28 protein-coding genes are annotated in these 23891 nt (G+C 54.2%); 8 read left to right on the top strand and 20 right to left on the bottom strand.

The genetic code is table 11. The features are described from left to right. The first annotated feature begins 53 nt into the window (after nucleotides 1-53). Nucleotides 54-1268, top strand: coding sequence for an ISL3 family transposase (locus tag B1757_RS00565; protein WP_101536405.1), 1215 nt, complete (start codon nucleotides 54-56; stop codon nucleotides 1266-1268). Here B1757_RS00565 and B1757_RS00560 read toward each other — a convergent pair. Continuing rightward, the gene (locus tag B1757_RS00560) at nucleotides 1226-1540 is read right to left on the bottom strand and encodes a YbjN domain-containing protein (protein WP_253253636.1); all 315 of its coding nucleotides are present in this window, start codon (nucleotides 1538-1540) and stop codon (nucleotides 1226-1228) included. The two genes, B1757_RS00565 and B1757_RS00560, sit on opposite strands and share 43 nt — an antisense overlap. Next, nucleotides 1537-2340, bottom strand: a complete 804-nt coding sequence (gene rsmA / locus B1757_RS00555; protein ID WP_101536474.1) for a 16S rRNA (adenine(1518)-N(6)/adenine(1519)-N(6))-dimethyltransferase RsmA — start codon at nucleotides 2338-2340, stop codon at nucleotides 1537-1539. The genes B1757_RS00560 and rsmA overlap by 4 nt, the downstream gene beginning before the upstream one ends. Nucleotides 2341-2405: 65 nt before the next feature. Between rsmA and B1757_RS00550 the strand changes: the two genes are divergently transcribed. Next, the gene (locus tag B1757_RS00550; protein WP_101536473.1) at nucleotides 2406-2960 is read left to right on the top strand and encodes an HNH endonuclease; all 555 of its coding nucleotides are present in this window, start codon (nucleotides 2406-2408) and stop codon (nucleotides 2958-2960) included. A 51-nt stretch (nucleotides 2961-3011) separates the two neighbouring features. Here B1757_RS00550 and pdxA read toward each other — a convergent pair whose 3' ends face one another. Genes pdxA through B1757_RS00510 form a run of 8 tightly spaced genes read right to left on the bottom strand, consistent with a single transcriptional unit; the run spans nucleotide 3012 to nucleotide 8257 of the window. Continuing rightward, nucleotides 3012-4013: a 4-hydroxythreonine-4-phosphate dehydrogenase PdxA gene (gene pdxA / locus B1757_RS00545; RefSeq protein WP_101536472.1), complete on the bottom strand. Its 1002-nt coding sequence runs from the start codon at nucleotides 4011-4013 to the stop codon at nucleotides 3012-3014. Then, nucleotides 4010-4258: an RNA-binding S4 domain-containing protein gene (locus B1757_RS00540; RefSeq protein ID WP_101536471.1), complete on the bottom strand. Its 249-nt coding sequence runs from the start codon at nucleotides 4256-4258 to the stop codon at nucleotides 4010-4012. The genes pdxA and B1757_RS00540 overlap by 4 nt, the downstream gene beginning before the upstream one ends. 15 nt (nucleotides 4259-4273) lie before the next feature. Continuing rightward, entirely contained in the window at nucleotides 4274-5194 is a 921-nt protein-coding gene (locus B1757_RS00535; protein WP_101536470.1) for an ABC transporter ATP-binding protein, read from the bottom strand. After that, nucleotides 5187-5504 (bottom strand): STAS domain-containing protein, encoded by a 318-nt coding sequence (locus B1757_RS00530; protein WP_101536469.1) that lies wholly within the window; start codon nucleotides 5502-5504, stop codon nucleotides 5187-5189. Before B1757_RS00530 ends, B1757_RS00535 begins: the two co-directional genes overlap by 8 nt. After that, nucleotides 5501-6142, bottom strand: a complete 642-nt coding sequence (locus B1757_RS00525) for an MlaC/ttg2D family ABC transporter substrate-binding protein (RefSeq protein ID WP_101536468.1) — start codon at nucleotides 6140-6142, stop codon at nucleotides 5501-5503. Before B1757_RS00525 ends, B1757_RS00530 begins: the two co-directional genes overlap by 4 nt. 11 nt (nucleotides 6143-6153) lie before the next feature. Continuing rightward, nucleotides 6154-6633 carry an outer membrane lipid asymmetry maintenance protein MlaD gene (mlaD, locus tag B1757_RS00520; protein WP_101536467.1) on the bottom strand — a complete coding sequence of 160 codons (480 nt, stop codon included), beginning with the start codon at nucleotides 6631-6633 and terminating at the stop codon, nucleotides 6154-6156. Between the two features lie 13 nt (nucleotides 6634-6646). After that, on the bottom strand, nucleotides 6647-7429 hold the full coding sequence (gene mlaE, locus B1757_RS00515) for a lipid asymmetry maintenance ABC transporter permease subunit MlaE (RefSeq protein WP_101536466.1): 783 nt from the start codon (nucleotides 7427-7429) through the stop codon (nucleotides 6647-6649). Between the two features lie 3 nt (nucleotides 7430-7432). After that, nucleotides 7433-8257, bottom strand: a complete 825-nt coding sequence (locus B1757_RS00510; protein WP_172437553.1) for an ABC transporter ATP-binding protein — start codon at nucleotides 8255-8257, stop codon at nucleotides 7433-7435. A gap of 320 nt (nucleotides 8258-8577) precedes the next feature. Between B1757_RS00510 and speD the strand changes: the two genes are divergently transcribed. After that, entirely contained in the window at nucleotides 8578-8979 is a 402-nt protein-coding gene (gene speD / locus B1757_RS00505) for an adenosylmethionine decarboxylase (protein ID WP_010640598.1), read from the top strand. A 116-nt stretch (nucleotides 8980-9095) separates the two neighbouring features. Then, nucleotides 9096-9932: a polyamine aminopropyltransferase gene (speE, locus tag B1757_RS00500; protein ID WP_101536464.1), complete on the top strand. Its 837-nt coding sequence runs from the start codon at nucleotides 9096-9098 to the stop codon at nucleotides 9930-9932. A 22-nt stretch (nucleotides 9933-9954) separates the two neighbouring features. On the opposite strand, the gene B1757_RS00495 is transcribed toward speE, so the two are convergent. Then, a complete protein-coding gene (locus B1757_RS00495; protein WP_101536463.1) occupies nucleotides 9955-10566 on the bottom strand; it encodes a histidine phosphatase family protein in 612 nt (203 codons plus the stop codon). A gap of 133 nt (nucleotides 10567-10699) precedes the next feature. On the opposite strand from B1757_RS00495, the gene B1757_RS00490 reads away from it, so the two are divergent. The 3 genes from B1757_RS00490 to gad all read left to right on the top strand — a co-directional run bounded on the left by B1757_RS00490 (nucleotide 10700) and on the right by gad (nucleotide 12760). Then, entirely contained in the window at nucleotides 10700-11068 is a 369-nt protein-coding gene (locus B1757_RS00490) for a rhodanese-like domain-containing protein (protein WP_101536462.1), read from the top strand. A 51-nt stretch (nucleotides 11069-11119) separates the two neighbouring features. Beyond that, nucleotides 11120-11263 carry a hypothetical protein gene (locus B1757_RS15290; protein WP_172437552.1) on the top strand — a complete coding sequence of 48 codons (144 nt, stop codon included), beginning with the start codon at nucleotides 11120-11122 and terminating at the stop codon, nucleotides 11261-11263. Between the two features lie 123 nt (nucleotides 11264-11386). Further along, a complete protein-coding gene (gad, locus tag B1757_RS00485) occupies nucleotides 11387-12760 on the top strand; it encodes a glutamate decarboxylase (protein WP_101536461.1) in 1374 nt (457 codons plus the stop codon). 14 nt (nucleotides 12761-12774) lie between these two features. Here the strand turns inward: gad and B1757_RS00480 are convergent, their stop codons facing one another. From B1757_RS00480 to B1757_RS00470, 3 genes are read right to left on the bottom strand one after another with little or no spacing between them, the layout of a single operon-like run. Next, a complete protein-coding gene (locus B1757_RS00480; protein WP_101536460.1) occupies nucleotides 12775-14160 on the bottom strand; it encodes a sigma 54-interacting transcriptional regulator in 1386 nt (461 codons plus the stop codon). Between the two features lie 4 nt (nucleotides 14161-14164). Further along, nucleotides 14165-14545: a hypothetical protein gene (locus tag B1757_RS00475; RefSeq protein WP_253253635.1), complete on the bottom strand. Its 381-nt coding sequence runs from the start codon at nucleotides 14543-14545 to the stop codon at nucleotides 14165-14167. Continuing rightward, complete coding sequence (locus tag B1757_RS00470) at nucleotides 14481-15971, bottom strand: HAMP domain-containing sensor histidine kinase (RefSeq protein ID WP_101536459.1); 1491 nt, start codon at nucleotides 15969-15971, stop codon at nucleotides 14481-14483. The genes B1757_RS00475 and B1757_RS00470 overlap by 65 nt, the downstream gene beginning before the upstream one ends. Nucleotides 15972-16209: 238 nt before the next feature. On the opposite strand from B1757_RS00470, the gene B1757_RS00465 reads away from it, so the two are divergent. After that, a complete protein-coding gene (locus tag B1757_RS00465; RefSeq protein ID WP_101536458.1) occupies nucleotides 16210-18402 on the top strand; it encodes a TonB-dependent receptor in 2193 nt (730 codons plus the stop codon). Between the two features lie 87 nt (nucleotides 18403-18489). On the opposite strand, the gene B1757_RS00460 is transcribed toward B1757_RS00465, so the two are convergent. The 6 genes from B1757_RS00460 to B1757_RS00435 form a co-directional block, all read right to left on the bottom strand. Further along, the gene (locus B1757_RS00460) at nucleotides 18490-18750 is read right to left on the bottom strand and encodes a hypothetical protein (RefSeq protein WP_101536457.1); all 261 of its coding nucleotides are present in this window, start codon (nucleotides 18748-18750) and stop codon (nucleotides 18490-18492) included. Nucleotides 18751-19077: 327 nt separating this feature from the next. Next, complete coding sequence (locus B1757_RS00455) at nucleotides 19078-19350, bottom strand: oxidative damage protection protein (protein ID WP_101536456.1); 273 nt, start codon at nucleotides 19348-19350, stop codon at nucleotides 19078-19080. 70 nt (nucleotides 19351-19420) lie between these two features. Continuing rightward, on the bottom strand, nucleotides 19421-20536 hold the full coding sequence (mutY, locus tag B1757_RS00450) for an A/G-specific adenine glycosylase (RefSeq protein WP_101536455.1): 1116 nt from the start codon (nucleotides 20534-20536) through the stop codon (nucleotides 19421-19423). Further along, nucleotides 20533-21804, bottom strand: a complete 1272-nt coding sequence (locus B1757_RS00445; protein ID WP_101536454.1) for an AsmA family protein — start codon at nucleotides 21802-21804, stop codon at nucleotides 20533-20535. The genes mutY and B1757_RS00445 overlap by 4 nt, the downstream gene beginning before the upstream one ends. Before the next feature lie 28 nt (nucleotides 21805-21832). Next, nucleotides 21833-23545, bottom strand: coding sequence for a phosphoenolpyruvate--protein phosphotransferase (gene ptsP / locus B1757_RS00440; RefSeq protein ID WP_101536453.1), 1713 nt, complete (start codon nucleotides 23543-23545; stop codon nucleotides 21833-21835). Then, nucleotides 23542-23814, bottom strand: a complete 273-nt coding sequence (locus B1757_RS00435; protein WP_101536452.1) for an HPr family phosphocarrier protein — start codon at nucleotides 23812-23814, stop codon at nucleotides 23542-23544. The genes ptsP and B1757_RS00435 overlap by 4 nt, the downstream gene beginning before the upstream one ends. Between the last annotated feature and the right edge of the window lie 77 nt (nucleotides 23815-23891).

Below are 23891 nucleotides of genomic sequence, written 5' to 3'. Positions count from 1 at the left end.
GGGTAGGGGGTAGAATGCTGTGGAGCGGTCGTGCCCTGAATTGGAGTTAGCTGATGGTCCCTGAAGAGCTGTTTTCTCTCGCGTTAGGATTGGTTCCGCCGTGGTTGGTGGATCATGTGACTTTCACGGTGGAGGAGAAACGCCTGGATCTGCACATCAACTTTCCCAAGGGTAGTCGCTTTGCTTGCTCCGTCTGTGGTGAGGAGTGTCCGGTACATGATACCCGTGACCATACTTGGCGGCACATGGATTTCTTCCAGCATGAAGCCTATCTCCATGCCCGCGTACCTCGTGTGAAGTGCCAGGAGCATGGAGTGCATCAGATATCTGTTCCCTGGGCACGGGAAGGCTCGCATTTCACCCTGCTCTTCGAAGCGCTGATCATGACCCTGGTGCGGGAGATGCCGGTATTGACCGTAGCCCGCCTAGTCGGCGAGACCGACACGCTCCTGTGGCGGGTGATTGACCACTATGTGCCAGAAGCCCGTACCAGAGTGGATATGGCCCATGTCCATGCCGTCGGCGTCGATGAAACCAGCAGTCGGCGCGGCCACGACTACATCACGCTCTTCGTGGATCTGGATGCCCGGCGACTCTTGTTCGCTACTCCCGGCAAGGATGCCAAGACCTTTGAGAGATTCTCCGCAGATCTACAGGCCCATGGTGGTAGCGCGGAAGCGATCACCGATGTGAGCATGGACCTCTCGCCGGCCTTCCAGAAAGGGGCTGCCGAGCACCTGCCCAATGCGGAGATCACTTTCGATCGTTTTCACCTCATGAAGCTCGTCAACGAGGCCGTGGACGACGTGCGCAAGGGGGAAGTCCTCACTCAGCCAAATCTCAAAAAGACCCGCTGGCTCTGGCTCAAGAACGATTGCAACCTCAAGGTGAAGCAGAAAGAAAAGCTGCAGGCATTACTCAAAGACCAGAACCTCAAGACGGCGCAGGCCTACCAGTTCCGCCTGACCTTTCAGGACATCTTCACGATCAAGAATCGCCATCAGGGGGCTACCCTCTTGAAAGCCTGGTTGGAAAACGCCAGAACCAGCGATCTGCCGCCTATCGTCAAGGTCGCCTACACCATCATGAATCACTGGGATGGCGTGCTCCGATGGTTCGAGAGCCAGATCACCAATGGAATTCTGGAAGGTTTCAACAGCCTCATTCAATCCGCCAAGGCCAAGGCTCGGGGTTACCGCACGCACAAGAACTTTATCAACATGGCCTACCTGATCCTGGGCAAGCTGGATCTCAGGCTACCCACTTGAAATGACGAGGAACCGAAATTACCCAATGACAGACCGTAATTGGCCCGGGTCACAAACTCGGCCACCGCCGGGCGCTTATTGGCGGTAATATCCAGATTCTGGGGGCGCAAATAAAACAGGATACGTTCGCGTTCGGCATGCACATGACAAAAAATGTCCAGGGTGCCATTGGGAATCTGTAGGGCGCAGGTCATGACTGGATAATCGGGGAGCATTTTTGCCTCCCAGTCCAGCTCGGCAAACAACTTTTCGACAACTTCCAGATGATTCATGCTTGGGATCCTTGTTTTGCAAAGGCCTCGGCGAGGCGAAAAAAAGCGGTCTGATCCAGCGTTTCGGCACGGCAGGCCGGATCAATATCCAGCGCCCGTAATTGCTCTGCGCTGAAAATACCCCGCAAGTTATTGGCCAGGGTCTTGCGTCGCTGGGCAAAACTGCGGGTCACAATCTGGGCAAAGGCCGGAAGCTGCGTTTCCGGCAGCAAGGCTGGTCGATAGGGTAGCAAACGCATGAAGGCAGAATCCACCTTGGGCACCGGATAAAAATTTCCGGGAGCCACCGTGAACAGGGATTCCACCTGGCACGAGGCCTGGATCATCACCGACAAACGCCCGTAGGTTTTACTGCCGGGGGCAGCCACCATGCGATCCACCACTTCTTTTTGCAACATGAAGTGCATATCCTGAATCTGCAGGGCAGACTCCAGGATATGAAAAATAATGGGGGTCGCCACATTGTAAGGCAGGTTGCCGACCACACGCAGGGGCTTGTCACCCTCGCCCAGACGCGCAAAGTCCATTTTCAAGGCATCGGCTTGGACAACGGTCAGCTGCTCTGGGGCCGCGAGATTTTCGAGGGCGGGAATCATATCCCGATCCAGTTCAATGACAGTCAAATGCGCTAGGGTAGGCAACAGCCTTTTGGTCAGCGCTCCCGGCCCCGGCCCGATTTCCACGAGAAGATCCTGAGACTGCGGATGAATCGCCGCCATAATGCGCTCCACCATAGCAGGTTGCACCAGAAAATTCTGACCAAAGCGCTTTTTGGCGGGCGGCAAAGCAGCTACTTGCATTATCAACCTCGCTTCATGCTATATTTGGGCGACGCCTCTTGCAGGCGATGCGAAACGGAAAGCTTATGCACCTCGTGCTTCGTCTTGACGTCGGTGGTCGTCCCATGGCCTGGGAAACCTGGGAAGAAGCCGCCGCCCACTATGTCCGGGGTAATGTTGCTTGGACCCTCGGAAATCCTTTTTTCACCGCTCACGGTGGCGTATGCCGACGCAGTGGCATTCATTCGCAACTCGACATCCATCCGGTGATTGCGGTACGCGGTCGGCATCTGGGTAAAATTCGCCCTCCCGCCTTGTCCAATCAAACCCTGTTCCATCGTGATCATCATCTGTGCATGTACTGTGGCAAGCATTATCCGGTCCGTGAGCTGACCCGTGATCATATCATCCCCATCTCCCGCAAGGGCAAAGACATCTGGACCAATGTGGTGACCGCCTGCCGCAGCTGTAACAGCCGCAAGGACAACCGCACCCCCGATGAAGCCCGTATGCCCTTACTGGCCGTGCCTTTTACCCCGACCTGGGCAGAATATCTGTTGCTCAGCAACCGCCGTATTCTTGCCGACCAGATGGAATTTCTCCTGGCCCAAGTGCCTGAGGGACGCCAGCGGAGCGTCTGACAGCATCTTTCATGCAGATCCATACAGACGGCTCAGCCACCGCTGGGTCCGTCAGGCATTCCGACTGCGCCGGTTGCGGACGATTTCTGCCGCTGCCTCCAGCGCATGCAGAAGGCTCTCTCCTTGAGCGCGACCGCTACCTGCCACATCCAGGGCCGTACCATGATCGACGCTGGTCCGCACTATCGGCAACCCCAAGGTAATATTCACGGCCTCGCCAAAAGCATGATATTTCAAAACCGGTAGCCCCTGATCATGGTACATGGCCAGAACCGCATCGGCATCTTCCAATAATCGGGGCGTGAAGAGGGTATCTGCAGGCCAGGGACCAGAAATGCGCATCTCCTCCTTTTGCAGGGACTGAATAACCGGCGAAATCACCTCGATTTCTTCTTGACCAAGATGCCCACCCTCCCCGGCGTGGGGATTCAAACCGGCGACCAGAATACGGGGCGCGGCCAGGGCAAAATCCTGAATCAGGGCTGCATGCAAAATGCGCAGGGTCGATTCCAGACTACTGCGGGTAATGGCCGCCGGCACATCGGCCAAGGACAGATGGGTCGTGGCCAAAGCGACGCGCAAACCGCGTCCGGCCAGCAGCATGACCACCTCATTCTGGCCACAGGCAGCCGCAAGATATTCGGTATGACCGGTAAAAGGAATACCCGCATCATTGATGATGCCCTTGTGGACGGGAGCGGTTACCAGGGCATCAGCCAGTCCTGCCTGCAACAAAGCCAGGGCTTTATCCAGGCCGTTCAACACAGCCGGGGCGTTTGCTGGATCCAGATGACCGACTCGGCAAGGATGCGTCAGCGGAAGATGCAGCACCCGCAAAGTCCCGGCCTCTATGGCTGGCCAATCATCCCCTTCCTGCCATTCTTGCAGGCGTACGGGCAACCCCAATTGCAGTGCCCTGCTGCGCAGACAATGGATATCTCCCAACAGTAATACGCTGGCAGAAAGGGGATGGGTGGCCAGCTGCAGACAAATATCCGGCCCGATCCCCGCAGGCTCCCCAACCGTCAATACCAGTCGCGGCAGGGCATTCATTCGGGTACCTCAGATAACATTTCCACGACCCCCTCTGGACCCTCTACCCGCTGCGGCAAACGCAATATCCGCGCCCGGATCAAACGCTCGCGAATATCTATCGTCAACACATCAGCGGCCTTCACTTCGGCGCCGGCTTTGGCGACCCGACCGTTGATGTGCACACAGCCTGCGTCACAAATTTCCTTGGCCAGACTGCGGCGTTTGATGAGCCGCGACATTTTCAGAAACAAATCCAGGCGCACGTCAGAACCTGCTGCTCAGCGCAACTGGCCGAGAATATCGGTAAAAGCATCCTCCAGACGAGGTTCCTGTAAATGCAAATCAAGAATCTGCGCAGGCAGATGCTGCAATTGCGCCAACACACTACCCAGAGGGTGGCGCTGGGCATCAATACGAAAGACGCGAACCTGCGCGCTGGCTCCAGTCAGCAAATCTTCCAGAACCGGACTGAGCTCGCCCGGATCACGATCAAAAGTCACCGTCAGGATACGCCAGTTGGATGCGCTCAACAGGGCTTCCTTGCGGTCCAGGGCGACGATTCTTCCCTGCTGGAGAATGGCAATACGCTCGCAGAGTTCTTCGGCTTCTTCCAGATAATGGGTGGTCAGAATCACCGTCCGCCCCTCAGCATTATAGCGCCGGATAAACTGCCAGAGCCCCTGCCGCAATTCCACATCCACCCCGGCGGTCGGCTCATCTAGTACGACCACTGGCGGCCGATGTACCAGCGCTTGAGCAATCAGCACCCGTCTTTTCATGCCGCCCGACAAGTTGCGCAAATTGGCATTGGCCTTATCGGCCAGATCGAGCTCGGCCATCAACTCATCCAGCCAGTCATCATTGTGGCGCAGACCAAAATAACCCGATTGCATGCGCAGGAACTCGCGCACCGTAAAAAAGGGATCATAGGCCAGTTCCTGGGGGACCACACCCAGTAGCTGCCGGGTACGACGAAAATCCCTTTCTACGTCAAAACCGAAAATTTCCGCGACCCCACTGGAGCGCCGCACCACTCCGGCGAGGATGCTGATGAGTGAGGATTTACCCGCGCCATTGGGGCCGAGCAGGCCGAAAAACTCGCCCGCGTGAATATCCATATCCACCCCGGCCAGGGCGAGATGGCCGCTCTGGTATGCCTTGCGCAAGCCCTGAATATGAATGGCAGGAGCGTCAGTCATCACAGAGATGCAACATTTCTTGCAGACGGTAAAGGGCGACGAGTTCCTGCAGGGCAGGCTTCATCCCGTGAATATGCAGGGTGACACCCCGGCGTTCCTGAAGCTGGGTCCATTCCATCAACAAAGCCAGAGTGGCACTATCTCCCCCCTCCAGCTCATCCAGAGCAATTGCGGCGCAAGATTGGCCATCCCGCTGCCAGTCAAAGTGTTTCAGGAGTGTATCAAGATGCGCGACGCGCCAGTCTCCCAGAAGATAGAGGCGGGACTGATCCTGAACCTGGCGTCGCTGCCAACTCTCTGCCTGACTCAACTGGAGGACTTCCCGCTTTTGGCTTCCGCTGCATCTTTTGCCTTCATTTGTTGCAGCAAGGCAGGAATGCCACGACTGGAAGCTACCTGGCCGAAACTCTGACGATAATTGAGCACCATGCTCACCCCATCTATATAAATGTTATAGATCCGCCAAAGATGATCGGTATAAAGCAGTGCGTAGATAACAGGAATATCCGGGCCTCCCTGGGTCTGACGAATGACCATGTTCACCTGGGCAACGGGCGGATTCTGGGAAACCTGCTGACTACCGGTAATGCGCACCGTCTGACCATTATAATGGTTCAGGGCGTTACTGTAGGTTCGCACCAAAAGATCCTTGAACAGCACCACAAATTGTTTCTGCTGGGCGGGACTCATTTGTCGCCAGTTTTGAGCCATGACGTACTGGGACATGGTCGTGAAATCCATATGCGGCAAGACAATATCCGCGATTTGTGTTTTGACAGCCGGAGTGATGGCTTTACCTTTGTTGGCCCGCAACACCTTCAGAACATTATTGGTGAGCTCATGCACCACGGCGACGGCTCCCTGGGCATTGGGGGCTTCCGCCGCACTGGCGGGTAAAGTCCAGGTAAACAAGATCCAGAACAGCGCTATCCAGGTCATTTGACGCATCCCAATTCTCCTTATTGATTTCCTGAAGACTTACTACTTCCTTCAGCTTTACTGAATACCATCTGGCCGATCATCTGATCGATATTGACCGCTCCCTGGGTCATGGTGATGGTCGCACCGGGTTTGAGATTCTGGGGCATACCACCGGGCTGGATGGCGATGTACTGCTCCCCCAACAGCCCCTGGGTATAAATGGAAGCACCCGTATCGATGGGCAGCTTGATGTCTGGCTTGATCCGCATGGTGACCCTGGCCATATAGGTTTTCGGGTTCATGCCAATGTGGGTGACTTCACCAATGGTGACTCCCCCGATCTTAACCGGACTACGGGATTTTAGACTACCCACATTGTTAAAATTCGCGTGCAGCACGTAACCGTCGTCATAGGCAAAACCGGAAAGGTTCCCTACCCGCAAGGCCAGTATTATCAGAGCTGCAATACCCAGCAATACAAATATGCCCACCCACCAATCTATCGCCCGCGTTTCCATAGACTTCCCGCCTTCAGCTGAATAACAATGCTGTAAGAATAAAATCAAGCCCCAGAACCGTCAGCGAGGCCGTGACCACGCTGAGGGTCGTGGCATTCCCTACGCCCTCTGCCGTAGGACGTGCCGTGTAGCCCTTCCAGGCCGCAATCCAGGTCACCACCACACCGAAACACAGGGCCTTGAGTAAACCCGTCAGAATATCTCCGGAAAAAGTCACATTGGACTGCATTTGTGCCCAGAAAGTGCCGCCATCCACCCCCAGGACAGGCACAGAAATCAGATATCCCCCAAAAATCCCGACCAGATCAAAAATCGCACAGAGGATGGGCACCGCAATAATTCCTGCCCACAGTCGGGGGGCTACAACCCAAGCCAGAGGATTGACGGCCATCATTTCCATGGCACTCAACTGCTCCGTCGCTTTCATGGAACTGATTTCCGCCGTCAGCGCAGAGCCCGCCCGCCCGGCGAAGAGCAAGGCGGTCAAAACCGGCCCCAACTCTCTGAGCAAAGACAAGGCCACTAACGTACCCAAAGCGGAAGTAGCCCCAAAACGCACCAGAGCATAATATCCCTGAAAGCCCAAAACCATTCCGGTAAAAAAGGCGGCAACCACCATAAGAATGAGCGAGCGAACGCCAAAACCGTAAATCTGCCGGAATAATTGCTGCATACTGAAATGGCGATTAAATATATTCCAGAGACTCGACAGCAGAAAACGGCTGGCAGCACCCAGGTTGGGTATTGTCAGCAACGTGCGTCGCCCCGTTTGTGGGATGAAATCGAAAAAAGCCATCGCCTAGAACCGTTCACCGGAAGAGCGGCTATCGCGCAGAGCTGCCGCATAATCCTGTTGGGTTGGATAATGGAAAGGTACCGGCCCATCGGGCTGACCTCCCAGAAACTGTCGGGCCAGGGCAGAATCACTGCTGCGCAACGCATCCGGACTGCCCTCGGCAATAATTTTGCCCCCCGCCAGAATGAAGCCGTGATCAGCGATGGAGAGCGTTTCTTCCACATCGTGACTGACCAGTACACTGGTCGCCCCCAAAGCCGCATTCAGGCGCTTGATGAGCGAAGCAATGATACCGACGCTGATGGGGTCAAGACCGGTAAAGGGTTCGTCGTAAAAAATCAGCATCGGGTCCATCACCACCGCCCGGGCCAGAGCAACCCGCCGCCCCATACCGCCAGAAAGTTCTGCCGGCAAAAGACCCGCTGCTCCCCGTAAGCCTACGGCCTCCAGCTTCATCATCACCAGCTTGCGCAATATCCCTTCTGGCAGACGAAAGTGGCGCCGTAAAGGGAAGGCCACATTTTCAAAAGCACTGAGATCCGTGAACAAAGCGCTGTGCTGGAAAAGCATGCCCATCTGACGACGCAGGCTATAAATGGCCTCCTCGCTAAGCGTTTTCAGGTCCTGTCCAGCGACGCGGATTTGCCCGGACTGCGGACGCAAAGTCCCTGCCATCAAGTTGAGCATAGTGGTCTTACCGCCACCGCTGGCGCCCATCAGAGCGACGATGGCGCCGCGCGGAATGCGCATGTTTACCCCGTCCAGCACAGGGTGCGGACCACGGGCAAAAAACACATTTTCCAGCTCTACCAAGGCTTCGGTTGCCATCCACATCCTTGTTCGATCGTTGATCAAGGACCTGAGTATAAACCGAACGGTCAACCGGGTGCCAGAATAGCCCAAAGCTCAACGCAGCAACTCCTGATATAAAGTTTTTCCGAAAAAGTTCTTGCATCCCATGCGCATAGGTGTATAGTTCGCATCCTGTTTCCACGGCACCGAAAGCAGTTACTAAGGGGGTCAGTCCTTAAGAGATTTGGAGCACGGCATGGCCACGTTCCAGCAAGGTAGGGCATAAAACCAAGTACTGTCTGGGGGTGCACGGGAGCTACTTCTTAACCTTTTTAACTTTGGTAAGGGGGGCACCTATGCGCTCGTTAGGACATCAAATCGTTGCAGACTTTTATCACTGTGACGGCAGTACCTTGTCTGATGTAGATTTTGTCACCGATGCCATGCTGGAGGCCGCCCGGCGCGCCAACTGCACCATTGTGACACAAACCTTTCACCATTTTTCTCCTTATGGAGTGAGTGGTGCTGTTATTGTTGCGGAATCCCATCTGGCCATTCATACCTGGCCCGAGTATGGTTATGCAGCAGTGGATGTATTTACTTGTGGCGATATCATTCAGCCCGAAGACGCCTTGAATTATCTCAAGGAAGCTTTTGGCGCCGGCCAAGTTTCCACCATGGAGATGAAGCGCGGCCAAGTGGACATGATGGGTATTCCAGCACACGAACTGCGCGTCAAGCCTGTTCTCTGCGCCTGATGCCTGGTATTGCCTCAGCAGGCGGATCCTGATTCAGGGTCCGCCTTTTCTTTTATCTCATTCTTCCGCAAAATCCACACGGGTTACTACCATACCGGCCACAATGAGAGGCAATCATGAGCACAGAACTTTGGTATACCGAACGTTATGAGGAACATGGCGCAAGCCTGAGCCTGAAAGTCCGCGAAGTGCTGCACCGCGAACAAAGCCCTTACCAGACCATCGAGATTTTTGAAACCGAACATTTCGGCACCCTCATGACCCTGGATGGTCTGGTCATGGTCACTGACCGGGACAACTATTTGTATCATGAAATGATGAGTCATCCCGCCTTGTTTATTCACCCGGCTCCCAAGCGGGTGCTGATTATCGGAGGCGGCGATTGCGGGACCCTCCGGGAAGTGCTGCGCCACCCGGAGGTGGAAGAAGCTACCCAGGTCGAGCTGGATGAAAGGGTGACCCGAGTTGCCGAGCGCTTTTTCCCGGAACTTTGCGAGAAAAATCACGATCCGCGCGCGCATTTTCACTTTACGGATGGCATTGCCTGGATTCAGAAAGCCGACGCCGGCCGTTATGATGTCATCATTGTCGATTCTACTGACCCGGTAGGACCTGCTGCCGGTTTATTCGCCACGGAATTTTATGCAGCCTGTCATCATGCCTTGGCTGAAAAAGGCGTTCTCGTCGCCCAGTCCGAATCTCCCCTGCTCCACGCCGATCTGATTCGCCAATGCCAGAGTCGCATGAGCGAAGCCGGCTTTGATGCGGTCAACAGCGTGTATTTCCCCCAGTTTTGTTACCCCTCAGGGTGGTGGAGTGGAACTTTGGGGCGCAAGGGCCTCAGTATGGAAGCCTTCCGCGCCGATGATGCCAAGGCTTTCAGCGGTACGCGCTATTACCATGCCAACATGCAGCAGGCAGCCCAAGTCGCTCCGGCGTTCCTGCTTGGCTAAATCTGTATAGAACCACCCCGCTTTATTGGCTTGCCTGCCCCGGTCCTACAGACGTGGATCGGGGGCAGTAATTCCAGAGATGCAAAGCGGGTGTATCATGCTCCCAGCCCAGACGGGAAATGCTGCCTGGATCCAAGTGCAAATGATCCCCGAATTTCAGATCCAAACCCAGCCAACGCGCTGCCAGAGCCCGTAAAATATGCCCATGGGCGAAGCAAATCAATTGCTTATGCCCTTTGGCATCCCAGTACTGAAGCAAGCGGTCGCAGCGCTCGGTGACCTCTGCAGGGCTTTCTCCATCGGGGCCGCCGCATCGGAAAACACTCCATTCCGGATTTTCCTGATGAATTTCTCTGGTAGTCTTGCCCTCATAACGACCATAGCGCCATTCCATCAAGTCATCATGCAGTTCGGGATGTGCAAAACCGGCGAGAATAGCGGTGTGATGGGCACGAATTAACGGGCTTGAATAAATCCCATCAAAATGTCCCTGATTCATAAATGTACTCCACAGCGCTTCAGCATCTGCCCGCCCTGAGGGGGTCAGACCAATATCCGTGTCCGAAGTATGCTTGCCCTGATCCGCCCATTCGGTCATGCCATGCCGTACCAGAGTAATGGATTCAATTTGCATGATAGCTCTCCTGTTTTTACCAGACACTCTTCAAACTATAGATGCTATTTACCAGAAACGGGGCTTGCGTGAATGGTTCCAGGTCGTTATGGTTTAATCAGTTTATCTGATTTATCTGATTAAGGGGCGCACAATGAACAAGACAGCAATGGATCTCGTCAAGGAAGCCAAGGCAGAAATATGTGAAATGGATCTGCGGCAGGCACATGATAAACACCAGTCGGAAGCGGTGGTGATCATAGATGTGCGTGAAGCTCACGAGTTTTCTGGTGGTCACATTCCCGGAGCACATCATATATCCCGGGGCATGCTTGAATTCAAGGCAGACTCCCACCCGGCCCTCAAAGATAAAGATCGGGAGATTCTGGTTTACTGCAAGACCGGGGGGCGCGCCGCACTGGCTGCGCATCAGTTGAAAAAAATGGGCTATACCAACGTACATTCCATCTCCGGAGGTATGGATGCCTGGAATGACGCTGATCATCCCGTACACAAACCCTGATACAGAACACCTGCGCAGTGAAAGCCACCATTTTAAGAGCCTGGACTAACAATGAATAAGCATGCACTCCGTGCGCTTATTTTGAGTATTTTGCTGAGCGGTTTAGCTCTACTGCTCACTGGCTGCCTGCCGTTGATGGCTGCCAGTGCTGCAGGTACGGTGGTCTATTACAATATGCCGCAACATCACTCATAACTCTCCCCTGCTTTAAACTCAACGCAGCTCTCTCATTTATCTTTTTCGTAGCACATTGAACTTTATCGGCTGGATCAAGACCTAAATCAGATAATGCCTTCACTACCCACCTAGGAGTCCTGCATGGTCAAGCGTTTTGCCGTAGATAGTGATATTACCCCGGCTTATGGATCCCGCACCATGGATCACACTATCCCCAAGTATCGCCTTCCCGACGGAGAAATGCCTGCGCAAACGGCTTACCAGTTGATTCACGATGAACTGATGCTGGATGGTAATGCTCGACTCAATCTGGCCACTTTTGTCACCACCTGGATGGAGCCTGAAGCGGAAAAGCTCATGGCCGAAACCTTTGACAAGAACATGATCGACAAGGATGAATATCCTCAGACGGCAGAAATCGAAACTCGCTGCGTGAACATGTTATCCCGCCTTTTCAATGCCAAACCCGAAGAAAATCCGGTAGGGGTCTCAGCCATTGGCTCCAGTGAAGCGGTCATGCTCGCAGGTATGGCCATGAAATGGCGATGGCGCAAAGATCGCCAAGATAAAGGGTTTAGTACGGACAAACCCAATCTGGTCATGGGTCGGAACGTACAAGTCGTCTGGGAAAAATTTTGCCGCTACTGGGAAATAGAACCGCGCTACATTCCCATGAAAAATAATCGATACACGCTTACTCCCGATGAGGTTCTTTCCGCACTGGACGAAAACAGCATAGGTGTTGTCGCAGTACTGGGAACGACCTTTACCGGAGAGTTTGATCCCGTCAAGGAAATTCACGACGCAGTCGTAGGGTATAATCAGCAAAACGGATTGCAAATTCCCATTCATGTGGACGCAGCCAGTGGTGGTTTTGTCGCCCCGTTTCTGCAGCCTGATTTAGCTTGGGATTTTCGTCTACCCAATGTTGTATCCATCAACACATCCGGACACAAATACGGACTGGTCTATCCCGGAGTAGGTTGGGCGCTCTGGCGGGGTGAGGCTTTTCTACCCGAAGAATTAGTATTTCATGTGAATTATTTGGGTGGAGATATGCCTACGTTTACGCTCAACTTTTCTCGTCCTGGTAATCAGATAGTCGGTCAGTACTACAATCTGCTCCGTCTTGGGCGAGAGGGCTACACCCGAATCATGAGCAATTTGCGCGACATTGCCAGCTGGCTTGCCGGCGAGATCGCCCAAATTGCACCTCTGCGCCTACTCAGCGATGGAACGGCCATTCCCGTTTTTGCCGTTCGTCTTGCCGAACCGCAATCCTATAGTGTGTTCGACATCTCTGAGCGACTACGCATTCGTGGCTGGCAGGTCCCTGCCTATACCTTGCCCGAAGATGCAGAAAAAGTGGCTGTTTTACGCCTTGTCATTCGTGAAGGATTTTCGCGAGACATGGCAGAACTACTTTTGCAGGATATAAAAAACACCGTTGCAGAGCTGGAGGCCTTGCCACCGGCGAACAAAAAATCTGACGATCAGCATTTCCATCACAACTGAAACTGTTTATTCACTTACTCTTCGCCTTCATCCTCATCGCTAGCGCCATTTTCCTTGAAGGCGGAGGGATCCAAATGATAACGCCTGAGCAGGCGATAAAATTCTGTACGGTTCCGCTGGGCCAGTTGTGCGGCCTGACTCACATTCCCACGAGTCATGCGCATGATCTGAATCAGATAATTCATTTCAAACCGGCCCTTGGCATCAGCTAAGGGCATCACTTCACCCTCTTTGTCGCGCAAAGCATGACGAATGAGCGGGGCGCCGATACGCGGCGTGGTAGACAACACCACTGCCTGCTCGATCACATTGGCCAACTGCCGGACATTACCCGGCCAGGGCGCAGCCACCAGCAACTCCATGGCCTCCGGGGCAATTCCACGTACATCCTTACGATTTTTGGCAGCCGTGTCCCGCAGAAAAAACTCCGCCAGCAAGGGAATATCTTCGGGACGCTCGGCCAGAGCGGGCAGCTCCAGGGTCACCACACAGAGGCGATAGTATAAATCGTCGCGGAAGCGACGTTCGGCCATTTCCTTTTCCAGGTCACGATGACTGGCCGAAATGATGCGTACATCCACGGCGATACTTTCTGTCGAGCCCACCGGGCGGATAACGCGCTCCTGCAAGGCGCGCAATAGCTTGACCTGCAAAGAAAGGGGCATATCACCAATTTCGTCCAGAAACAGAGTGCCCTTTTCAGCAGCCTGAAATAGACCTTGATGATTATTGGCCGCCCCGGTAAATGCGCCTTTTTTATGACCAAACAGTTCAGATTCCAGCAACTGTTCAGGGAAAGCCGCACAGTTCAAGGCAATAAAAGAATGTGCACGGCGCGGGCTGGCCTGATGAATGGCCTGGGCCAACAACTCCTTGCCGGTACCACTGGCGCCATGGACAAAAACGCTGGCATCCGAGGCCGCTACCAGTCGCGCCTGATCAAGAACCGCCTGCATTTTCGGGCTGCGGGTAAGAATTCTGTCCCAGCTGGAATCCTTGCCTTTTTTTCCCGCAGCAGGGGCAATGGCTGCCGTCAGACTGAAAGCCCGTTCAACCTGGGCCATGAGGTCTTTTCCATCAAAGGGCTTGGTCAAAAAGGCAAAAACCCCCTGATCTGCTGCCAGTAAGGCATCGGGAATAGAACCGTGCGCCGTCAGAATGATGACTGGCAGGGTGGGATAGTCCCGGCGGATGGCATCCAGCAAAGCCATGCCATCCATCTGATCCATTTTCAGATCGGTGATCACCAATCCTGGATGTTCCATCGCCAGCACGGATAAAGCTTCACTACCATTGGCGGCCGTACTGATGCTGTATCCAGCCGCTTTCATACGCATTGACAACAAGCGCAGCAAATCCGCGTCATCATCAACCAGGAGAATCTTACCTTTATCGGTCATGATTTTATTGTCCCTGGGGGAAATGGGCGTTTTTCTCGATTTGAACCAGTTCATTGAGCTTTCGGCGCAATTCGGCCTCATGTTGTTGCGACTGCTGCAGACGATTCTGCAAATCATTCACCTTGCTTTCCAATTTCTGGTAACCGGGATCACCCGCTCGAGCATCGGCCAACTGCTTACTTAACAATTCTGCTTCCACTTTTTCGGAAATACAGGGGGCGGTAGATGGCGTCACTTTTTCCAGTTCCGCGATTTGCGCCTTGAGGGTAGCCAGTTCAGCGGTTTTAATGATTTGTTCTCCCGGTTTCAGCACGACCGCGTTAGCCGGCAGCGGAACCGGTGCGCTGGCGCATCCCGCCAGAATCAGGGGCATGAACAGGAGCATCCAGCCCCGCCAGCGGAAGGCGCAACCGAAACCAGGCGCCTGGTGTTGTTTTATCCTGCAATTCAAGACTTCCCCCGTAACTCAGCACATACTCCCTGGCAATGGCCAACCCCAAGCCGCTACCTTCTATTTTTCCGGAGTCTGAAGCTTCTCCGCGATATAAAATATCAAAAATCTTTTCGCGTTCACTCGGGGCCACCCCGGGCCCTTCATCCTGAACGTCGAGCAAGGCATCTTCGCCCTGTACTTGCAAATCTACCCGTATAGTAGCGTTTTGAGGCGAGAATTTCACGGCATTTGACAATAAATTGTCACAAATAGTGCGAAGCCTGTCTGCATGCCCACGAATCTGTACCTCTTCAAGATGCGTCTGCAGATGCAGGGATTTGCTGCGCAGGCTCGGCTTGTAACTCATCAACAACTCTTCCAGCACCCGTGTCAGGGAGAGTTCCTGCACCATTCCAGCACCAACCGGCCCTTCGGCGAGACTGAAGCGCAGCAAGTCTTCAATGAGGCGCTGTAGCCGCAGACTGTTGTCCGCCACAATCTGAACGATTTCCTGCTGCTCTGCACTCAGGTCCTGGCCCAGATCATCCTGCAACAGTTCTGAACCCTCGCGAATGGCGGTAAGGGGCGTTTTCAACTCATGGGAAAGCTGCCGCAGAAAATGCAATTTTGCCTCTTCTAGCGCATTCAGACGATTACGCAGCCATTCCAGTCGATCCCCCAGGCTGGCAATATCCCGTGGTCCCTTGACGGCAATAGGGGTTTCCAGATCGCCGTCGCCCAGTCCGGATACTGCCTGATCCAGCCGCCGGACCGGACGGGTAATCAGAATAATGAACACAATGGCCACCGCCACCGACAATGGCAAAACCAGCAGGACCTCCGCAATGGTCAGGCGCTTAATGGCCAGAGCCCGGGTACCAAGTTTCCCCACCTCGGTACTGATCCCTTCATTGACATCACTCTGCAGGCGCTGCGCCTCACCGCTGGCCCGGCTGAAATCGCTTTCCAGAGCAGTCCGGTTGCCTTCCAGGGAAACCAGGGGGAGAAGTTGGCGCGCCCGGGTCAGGTGATTCGCCAAACGCTGCAGTCGATCCCTGTCGAGAGGCGAAGGCCCTGCTGCTGCAAATCGGGCACTGGCTTTTTTGTATTCGCTGAAACTCTGATCGTAAAGCACCAGCAATGCCTGGTCCTGCAACACCGTGTACTGCAGACCATAACGTTCCATGGAACGCACGGCATTATTCATGCGATTGGCGGCATCACTCATGGCGACTGCCCGCAAAATACTGACCTGACCTTGTTCGGCAAAATGCGCAATAGAAAGAGTCACGCTGACGATGACCAGCACCAGCGGCACGATGGCCAGACCAAAACCAAACACCACCAGCTTGGAGATAGAACTCGGACGAAGTGCCATGCAGCTTTGTACTCCCAACAACAAACCCATGCAGAGTAATTTTACCGGCCATAAAGCGCAATAACATTAGATAAATGAAATATTCTTTAATAACCTTTTTCTATTCTCCAGCAAAACATTAGAATTACAAACTACTGTGGGGATCACATAGAATTCTTTTAATAATAAAACCACCAATATTCAATGCGTTCCCACGCCGCAAAACTCTAATTATAACTTTAACAATCTGGAGAATTTCATGCGGCCTGCATACTCTCAAGCACTTTTAGGAGCCATTTTACTGGCTCTGGCCAACAGTTCCGGGGCGAGCACATCCCCACTGAACATCACCATCAATCTGCCAGGAGCAGGTCTGGAAGCCGTATCTCCCGATGCTATCCATTTTTCGGCCCAGTCGCTAAACAGTGCTCAGCTGGCGAGCAACACCGCCAATATTCTGCAAAATATTCCTGGAGGATATATTTCCAGCGCGGGCGGGGTCTCCGGATTACCGGTTTTGAATGGTCTGAGCGACAATCAACTGCTCTTGCAAGTGAATGGCTTCAGCACGCCCAATGCCTGTGCCAATCACATGAATCCCCCACTTTCCTATCTGCCTCCTGCCGCCATCGGTAAAATTACCGTCTATCCCACCGTGGCGCCGGTGAGCGTGGGTGGTGATGCGATTGGTGCGGTAGTCATCGTCAAATCGCCGCCGCCGACTTTCGCAGAGCCCGGCAGTCATTTTATGAGCAACGGCAGTGTTGGTGGATTTTATCAAAGCAATGGCCATATTTACGGAACCCACCTGAATGCCACAGCGGCCACCAGATATTTCAGCATCCAATATAGCGGCGCCTATGTGCATGGTGGCAACTACACCGCAGCCAAGGCTTTCAAACCTGAAACCTATGGTATTCCCGGCGATGTAGTGGCCTCATCCCTCTACGAGGCAATCTACCAGAACCTGAATACCGCCTACCGCTGGAAACAACAGGTGTTGGAGCTTGGCGTGCAATACCAGAGCATTCCATATCAGGGTTTTCCCAGCGCCCGCATGGACATGACCGGTAATCACAGCACGCGGCTTAATCTCCATTACCAGGGACATTTTCAATGGGGTACTGTGGAATTGCGCGGATATAACCAAGTGGTTCAGCACAGCATGAACTTCCTTGTCGATAAAAGCCTGGGTGCCATGATGGGTATGCCCATGAATACCCAGGGCGTGAACAACGGCTTGAAAGGAAAAATTACCTTACCTCTGGACCCGCGCAATCGTCTACAACTGGGGGCCAGTTACAACCATGAGCATTTGAATGACTGGTGGCCTCCCGCAAGCAGCAAAATGAGCATGATGGGTCCCAATACCTATATGAATATCAACAATGGCAGAAGGGATCGCTATGACGCTTTCGCCGACCTGAAAACACAATGGAACCCCCGCTGGAAAAGCGACCTCGGCGTACGCCTGGATGTGGTGCGGATGAATACCGGCCCGGTCCAAGGATACAATGCCATGATGTATGGAAATCCGGATAGCCCGCAAAGCCTGCCCGGTAAATTCAACCAGAGTGATCGCCAGCGCCAGTTCAACAACTGGAATTTTTCCGCCATTGTGCAATACCAGCCCGGTAAACACAGCACCTATACCCTGGGACTGGCGCGTAAATCACAAGCCCCCGACCTTTATGAGCTCTATCCTTGGTCCAGCAATGCCATGGCCATGAACATGATCGGCTGGTTCAATGATGGCAATGGTTATATCGGTAATCTCAACCTGAAACCCGAAACCGCAAACACCGTCAGTCTGGCCGCCAATTTTCATGGAACCGATCCACAAAAATGGCATGTGCAAATTCAGCCTTACTTGACCTACATCCATCATTATATGGGTGCTGTGCGCTGTCCAACCAGCCTTGGCGGAGCCTGTACATCGGCCAATCTGCACGCAAAAAGCGGTTTTGTCTATTTGCAATTTGCCAACCAGAATGCTGAGATCTGGGGGATCAATGTAGATAGCGCTGCACGACTGGCAGAAACCCGGCGCTATGGAACCTGGAAGCTGTCGGCAAAAGCTTCCTATGTGCGCGGATATAACTTGAGCAGCCATACTGCTCTCTACCACATGATGCCCTTGAACCTAAGACTTGCCTTGCACCAAAGCTGGGGAGCATGGCGCAATACCATTGAAGAACAACTGGTTGCGGCCAAGAATCAGGTGGACACGCTGCGCAATGAACCGAAAACCTTCGGTTATGGCTTACTCAATCTCCGCGCCGCTTATCAATATGGGCACTGGCAGGCCAGCCTGGAACTGGCCAATCTCCTGAATCAGTTTTATGAACAACCTTTGGGCGGAATTTATCTGGGCCAACGCCCCATGACTTATGGCGTTGCCCTTCCCGGTCCGGGACGTTCCGTCAACATGAGTCTGCAATATCAATTTTGAGTTTCGTAAAATCAAAAACCCCGGGTATATTCCCGGGGTTATCTGTAAAGCTGGAAACCGCGCCATCAAGCCGCGGATCAAGACTGCTTACGCAGCGGGTTCAGCCTTCTTTTCTTCAACTTTCTTGGTCATTTCAGGCTTCTTCATTTCTTTTTTCATTTCCATTTTCTTGTGCTCATACTTTTTATGAGCGTGCATCTTGTGCTCAGATTTCTTCATCATTTTATGCTCAGGAGCCTTGTGTTCCATGGTCTTTTCGGGAGCCTTGGCAGGCACTTCGGTGGTCGCAAAAGCAGCAGTGGCGGTCAGGAAAGACAGGGCAGCAGTCAGGGCAACGATTTTCTTCATAAATAAGCTCTCCTCAAAAGGTGATTCCAGGTTTCCGCTTCGAGCGGCGCTGATTCAGCAGCACGATCATAAAGCACAATGCGTGCCATTACTCTAATAACATGATTATTAATGACTAAAAATAAATCAGGCCTTGCGTCATCCTCATGCCATGAGCAATGCGTCACCTGCCAGCGACAGGCGGAAAGGATTTTGTAATAAATGAATGATCTGACGCAGCAGAGCTCTGTCGTTATTCAACGACTATGCGGTCAATCAAGGTGTTGGAGGGGTTGATCAATACCGGAGGGCACCCCGTTGGCACGCCTCCGTTTTCGCAAAACGGGGTCAGACGGATGGCGGCACGAAACCTTCAGGTTGCTGGGCGCCGTCACCAAAAAAATAGGCTTCCATCTGTTTCTCGAGAAAAGTTCGTGACTTGGGATCGATGGGAGAAAGCCGATATTCATTAATCAACATCGTCTGATGCTTCAACCAACCTTGCCAGGCCTCCTTGGAGACTTCCTGATAAATCCGCGCGCCCAAAGGACCAGGATAGGGAGGGCGATCCAGACCTTCGGCTTCGTGACCCAGCTTTACACATTGCACCATTCGAGACATAACGCACTTCCTCACTAGCATACGGGATGGGAATGCCGCCCATCTTACCTGAACCTGCCTCTCGGGCAAGTTATGATGACCGGCGTAAAATCTTGCGAATCGGGGTTGGAAGCCCTTTGGCCAGAGCGGCTTCCGAGCCAAACCAGCAGCCTGACAAAACCCGATCAGCCACTTTTATTGCCTGTAGATCTTCCTGCAAGCCGATATGAATACAGCGGAAATGTAGCTGAAAATGGGTAAACACATGCTTCTGCATTGCCATCAATCCCTGCACTTCCACCGCCAACCCATATTGCGCGGCACAAAAATGACGCACCTGTTCGCGCAGCACGACGTCATCAGCCAGGGGATCCTGCTGAGCCGGACATGGAACAGGCTGTCCCGATCCGCTTTGAGGATGGAATTGCGGCAAACACCATAAGCCACCCCATATACCGGAATCCGGCCTTTTTTCAAGAAACACCCGACCATCGCCATCTTCTATCTGTAAAAAGAAAACACAACGCGCCTGAGTAGTGCGCTTGCGCAAGCCAAGCGGTAATTGTTCGCCCAGCCCCTCCGCATAGGCCTTACAGGAGTGTTGTAGAGGACATGCATCACAGCGGGGATGACGCGGCGTACAAATCATTGCCCCCAGATCCTGAATGGCCTGGTTGTAGCCATGTGCATCAGTTGGCGTTAGCGCCTCGGCCAGCTCCCATAACTGCTGCAAGGTCCGGGTGGACTTGGGGTCACTACGAATCGCCTGGCTGCGGATCAATACGCGCCGGGCATTGGCATCCAGAATGGCCTCTTGGTGGCCATAGGCACTGGCCAGCACGGCTGCTGCTGTACTCCGTCCAACCCCGGGCAAGGTTTCGGCAGCTTCCCGCGTATCGGGAAACTGTCCGGCAAAATCAGCGCAGACTTTTTGCGCAGCGCGCTGGGCATTGCGGGCCCGGGCGTAATACCCGAGCCCACTCCACAGGGCCAGGACCTGATCCTGAGGCGCCCGGGCCAGAGCCTCCCAGCTGGGCAAGGCCTGCAGAAAACGGGCGTAATAAGGTTTAACGCTCTCTACCTGGGTTTGTTGCAACATGATTTCGGCTAGCCAGAGGGCATAACTGTCCTGCGTCTGCCGCCAGGGCAGTTCATGGCGCCCATTGTCGGCATACCAGGTCAGCAGGCTGTCGGCAATCGGGATCATGGTGTGGCTACCTCAGAGCCGGTTTTTTTCGGGCTCTGAATGAGCACATCCTCGGCGCGGATTTTTCCCCAGTTCAGTTTGCCAATGTGCAGCACTCCGGTTACCGGCCAATGCTCGGGAATACGGGGTAATATGGCTTCCGGCCCGGGTTTGGGGGCCGGAAGATAGGCGTTCAGATTCAGACTGCTGATGCGCAGATTCAGATGTAGCGCCAGGGGGTTCCAGGTTCCGCTGATCTGTCCCGACCAGGAGCTGTTATCGAGCTGCCCCTGATGAACGACCATGTGAAACTGGGAGTTCTTCCAGCTCAGTGCGCCAGCTATTATGAACTGTTCCGGCACCTTGGGATTATTTAATTTCGGCCAGGGCAGCCCCCATTGCCGAGCCAGTACCGGCAGATGCTGCGCAGTCACCCGGTAGTGGGTCTGCCCGGAGCCTTGCGCCCAGGAAAAATGGCCATGTTCCAAACGGGCGTTGAAATCTGGTCCCATATCCAGGGTAGCGCTACCCATTTCCAGTATTTGCCGGCTCAGTTGCACATGCAGATCATGCACGGCCCCTTCTACTTGCCGCCCCTTATGGGTCAGCCAGTGTAGCTGCATTGCCGGTATCCACAGTGAGTGCTGCTGCATTTGCAGACTGGGCAGCTGTAAAGACCAGCTTTCCCAGGCGGGATGGCTGGCGATCAACAACTGCAGATGGTGTATGGAAAATTCCTTGCCGGACTGAAGCATCATCTGCAATTGCAGAGGACCGGTGTGCCGCTTCCAGGTCCAAACTCCGGTCACTGTTGCCATACCCGAGCGGGGCAGAGTGGCCGCGATGTCTGAGAGGGAAAGCTCATGTCCTGCCAGATCGTGCCAGCAGAGGCTACCGTTGCGGATCTGGATATCGGCAGGTAGAGTGAAACTCGTGCTGCTGTGGGATTTGGCCGAACCCATTATCTCACCCTCGGGCCAAGGCAGATTGACGGCGGGTTGATCGAGAAAAATCTGCTGGATCTGCACTTTGCCAGTCAACAAAGGCCGCCAGGGCAGGCTCAGCATCAGCCGCTGCACCTGCACAGTGGGCTGCCGTTCAGGCCCGATCCGCAAACCTTGTAAAAATACCTGCAGGTAGCGTTTCCCCCAATAAAAGCTGGGATTATCTGCCAGCTGCACGGGCATCTGCACCTGGGCACCCAGATACTCTTCCAGGAGCAGGCGTGGTCCACCCACAAGCCAGAATATCAGTCCCGCCAATACCAACAGGAACAGGAGCAGCAGCAAACCTTGCCCGGTACGGCGCAGCCCTGCCCTAGCGATGTCCCGCCTCCAGGGGAACTGCGAACTCTCCAGTAAGCGCTCCCAAGGCCAGTTGCTCGGCTTCGGCGATCGAGGTTTGGCGGATGATTTCCTTCACTTCCGGAATGGCGCCCGGATACATACTGAACTCTCGCAAGCCCAAGCCCAGCAGCAAGGGCGTATATGCCGGATTGGCCGCCATTTCGCCGCACATGGATACTGGAATACCCTTGCTATGTCCGGCAGCAATCGTGTGCTGAATCATTCCGAGAACCCCGACATGGAGGGGATCAAAAAGGTCATTCACGTCATCATCACCGCGATCAACCGCCAAGGCATACTGGATGAGATCATTGGTTCCGATGGAGAAAAAATCCGCACATGCCGCAAAGTAATGGGCGGCCATGGCCACGGCGGGGACTTCCACCATGATTCCCAGGGGCATATCGGGATCACAGTCCAGCCCCTCACCGCGCAATTCTGCCTGCAATTCGCTCACCAGCGCCCGGCTTTGCAATAATTGACTCATACTGCTGAGCATGGGCAGCATCAAGCGGACCGGGCCCAGAGCCGATGCCCGCAAGATGGCCCGCAAATGCGGCCGAAACCATTCGGGGCGGCGCAGGCAAAGACGCAATCCGCGCAATCCCAGCGCCGGATTCAGCGTGTTATGTCCCATAACTTCATCTTCTTTCAATCTCTTGTCTGCGCCAATATCCAGCGACCGGATAGTCACCGGGGCTCCCGCCATCTCCTTGACGACCTGGGAAAAGGCCTGATATTGCTCCTCCTCATCGGGAATATCGGGACGATTCATGAAAAGAAACTCGCTACGGTACAAACCCACACCGTCAGCATTCATGCGTCGCACCAGACTGGAGTCGTCGGGTAATTCAATATTGGCGCGCAGATGAATAGTCACTCCATCCAGGGTGACGGCCGGCAGATCGCGCTGTTCTTCCAGAAGGCGTCGACGCCGATGGCGCTGCTCCTGCAGGCCCTGATACTGCCGCAACACCAAAGCGTCGGGGGCCACCAGAATGATTCCCTGATCACCATCAACAATGACCGTATCCCCACTGCGCAGCAGGCGAGTGGCTGAGTGCGCACCGACCACGGCAGGAAGACCCAGACTGCGAGCCAGAATGGCAGCATGGGAGTTGGCCGCCCCGAAGTCAGTAACCCAGGCTGAGACCTTGTCCTTTTTCATGAGTACAGTGTCTGCCGGGGTCAGTTCTTCGGCTATAATGATCTGCCCTTCGGCACTCTGCAATCCTGGCGTTTTGCCACCTACCAGCTGGCGCAATACCCGGTCGGTGACCTGGATGATGTCTTCGCGCTTGGCGCGCAGATAGGCATCTTCCATACGATCAAAAATTTCCAGCAGACGTTCGCGCTCCAGCTGGATGGCCCAGGCAGCATTCCGATGATCTTCGCGAATGGAACGCAGCGGCCTTTCCCGCAGGGCCGGATCATCGAGCATCAACAAATGGGCATCAATGAACAGCCGGGTATCCTGGGGTGCATCGGCAGGAATGACATCGCGCACAGCAAACAGTTCATCGCGAGCGCTGCTGAGCGCCGCGCGCAGACGCAGCACCTCATCTTCCACTGCCTCAGTAGCCAGCAGATGTTCAGGAATGTCGAGAGTCGTCGGCTCCAGTACCAGTGCTGTGCCAATGGCAATGCCACCCGATGCCCCGATACCTGCCAGTTCAAAACTCATGTGTCTTCCCCGAATCTATCTGCAGCCAGGGCCAGCAAAGCATCAGCGCAGGCTTGCTCTTGTTCGCCCTCGGTTTCCAGGGTCAGCACTGTTCCCTGAGCCGCAGCAAGCGTCATCAGTCCCATGATACTTTTGCCGTTGACCCGTTGGTCGTTTCTCTCCAGCCAGACTGCACAGGGATAACGCGCCGACAGGCTGACGAATTTTGCCGAAGGTCGGGCATGCAATCCCAACTGATTGATAATAGGATAATCCACGCGGACAGTCACAGTGCTTGCTCCACGGCAGTAAGTTCAGACTCAGGATATTACAGCATAACCCGCTACGGATTGAGGAGCTATACCAT

Origin of the sequence: Acidithiobacillus marinus (assembly GCF_002847505.1) — a bacterium.
Taxonomy (GTDB): domain Bacteria; phylum Pseudomonadota; class Gammaproteobacteria; order Acidithiobacillales; family Acidithiobacillaceae; genus Acidithiobacillus; species Acidithiobacillus marinus.
The sequence above is the reverse complement of the archived record's forward strand: the minus strand, read 5'-3'. Positions and strand labels throughout refer to the sequence as shown.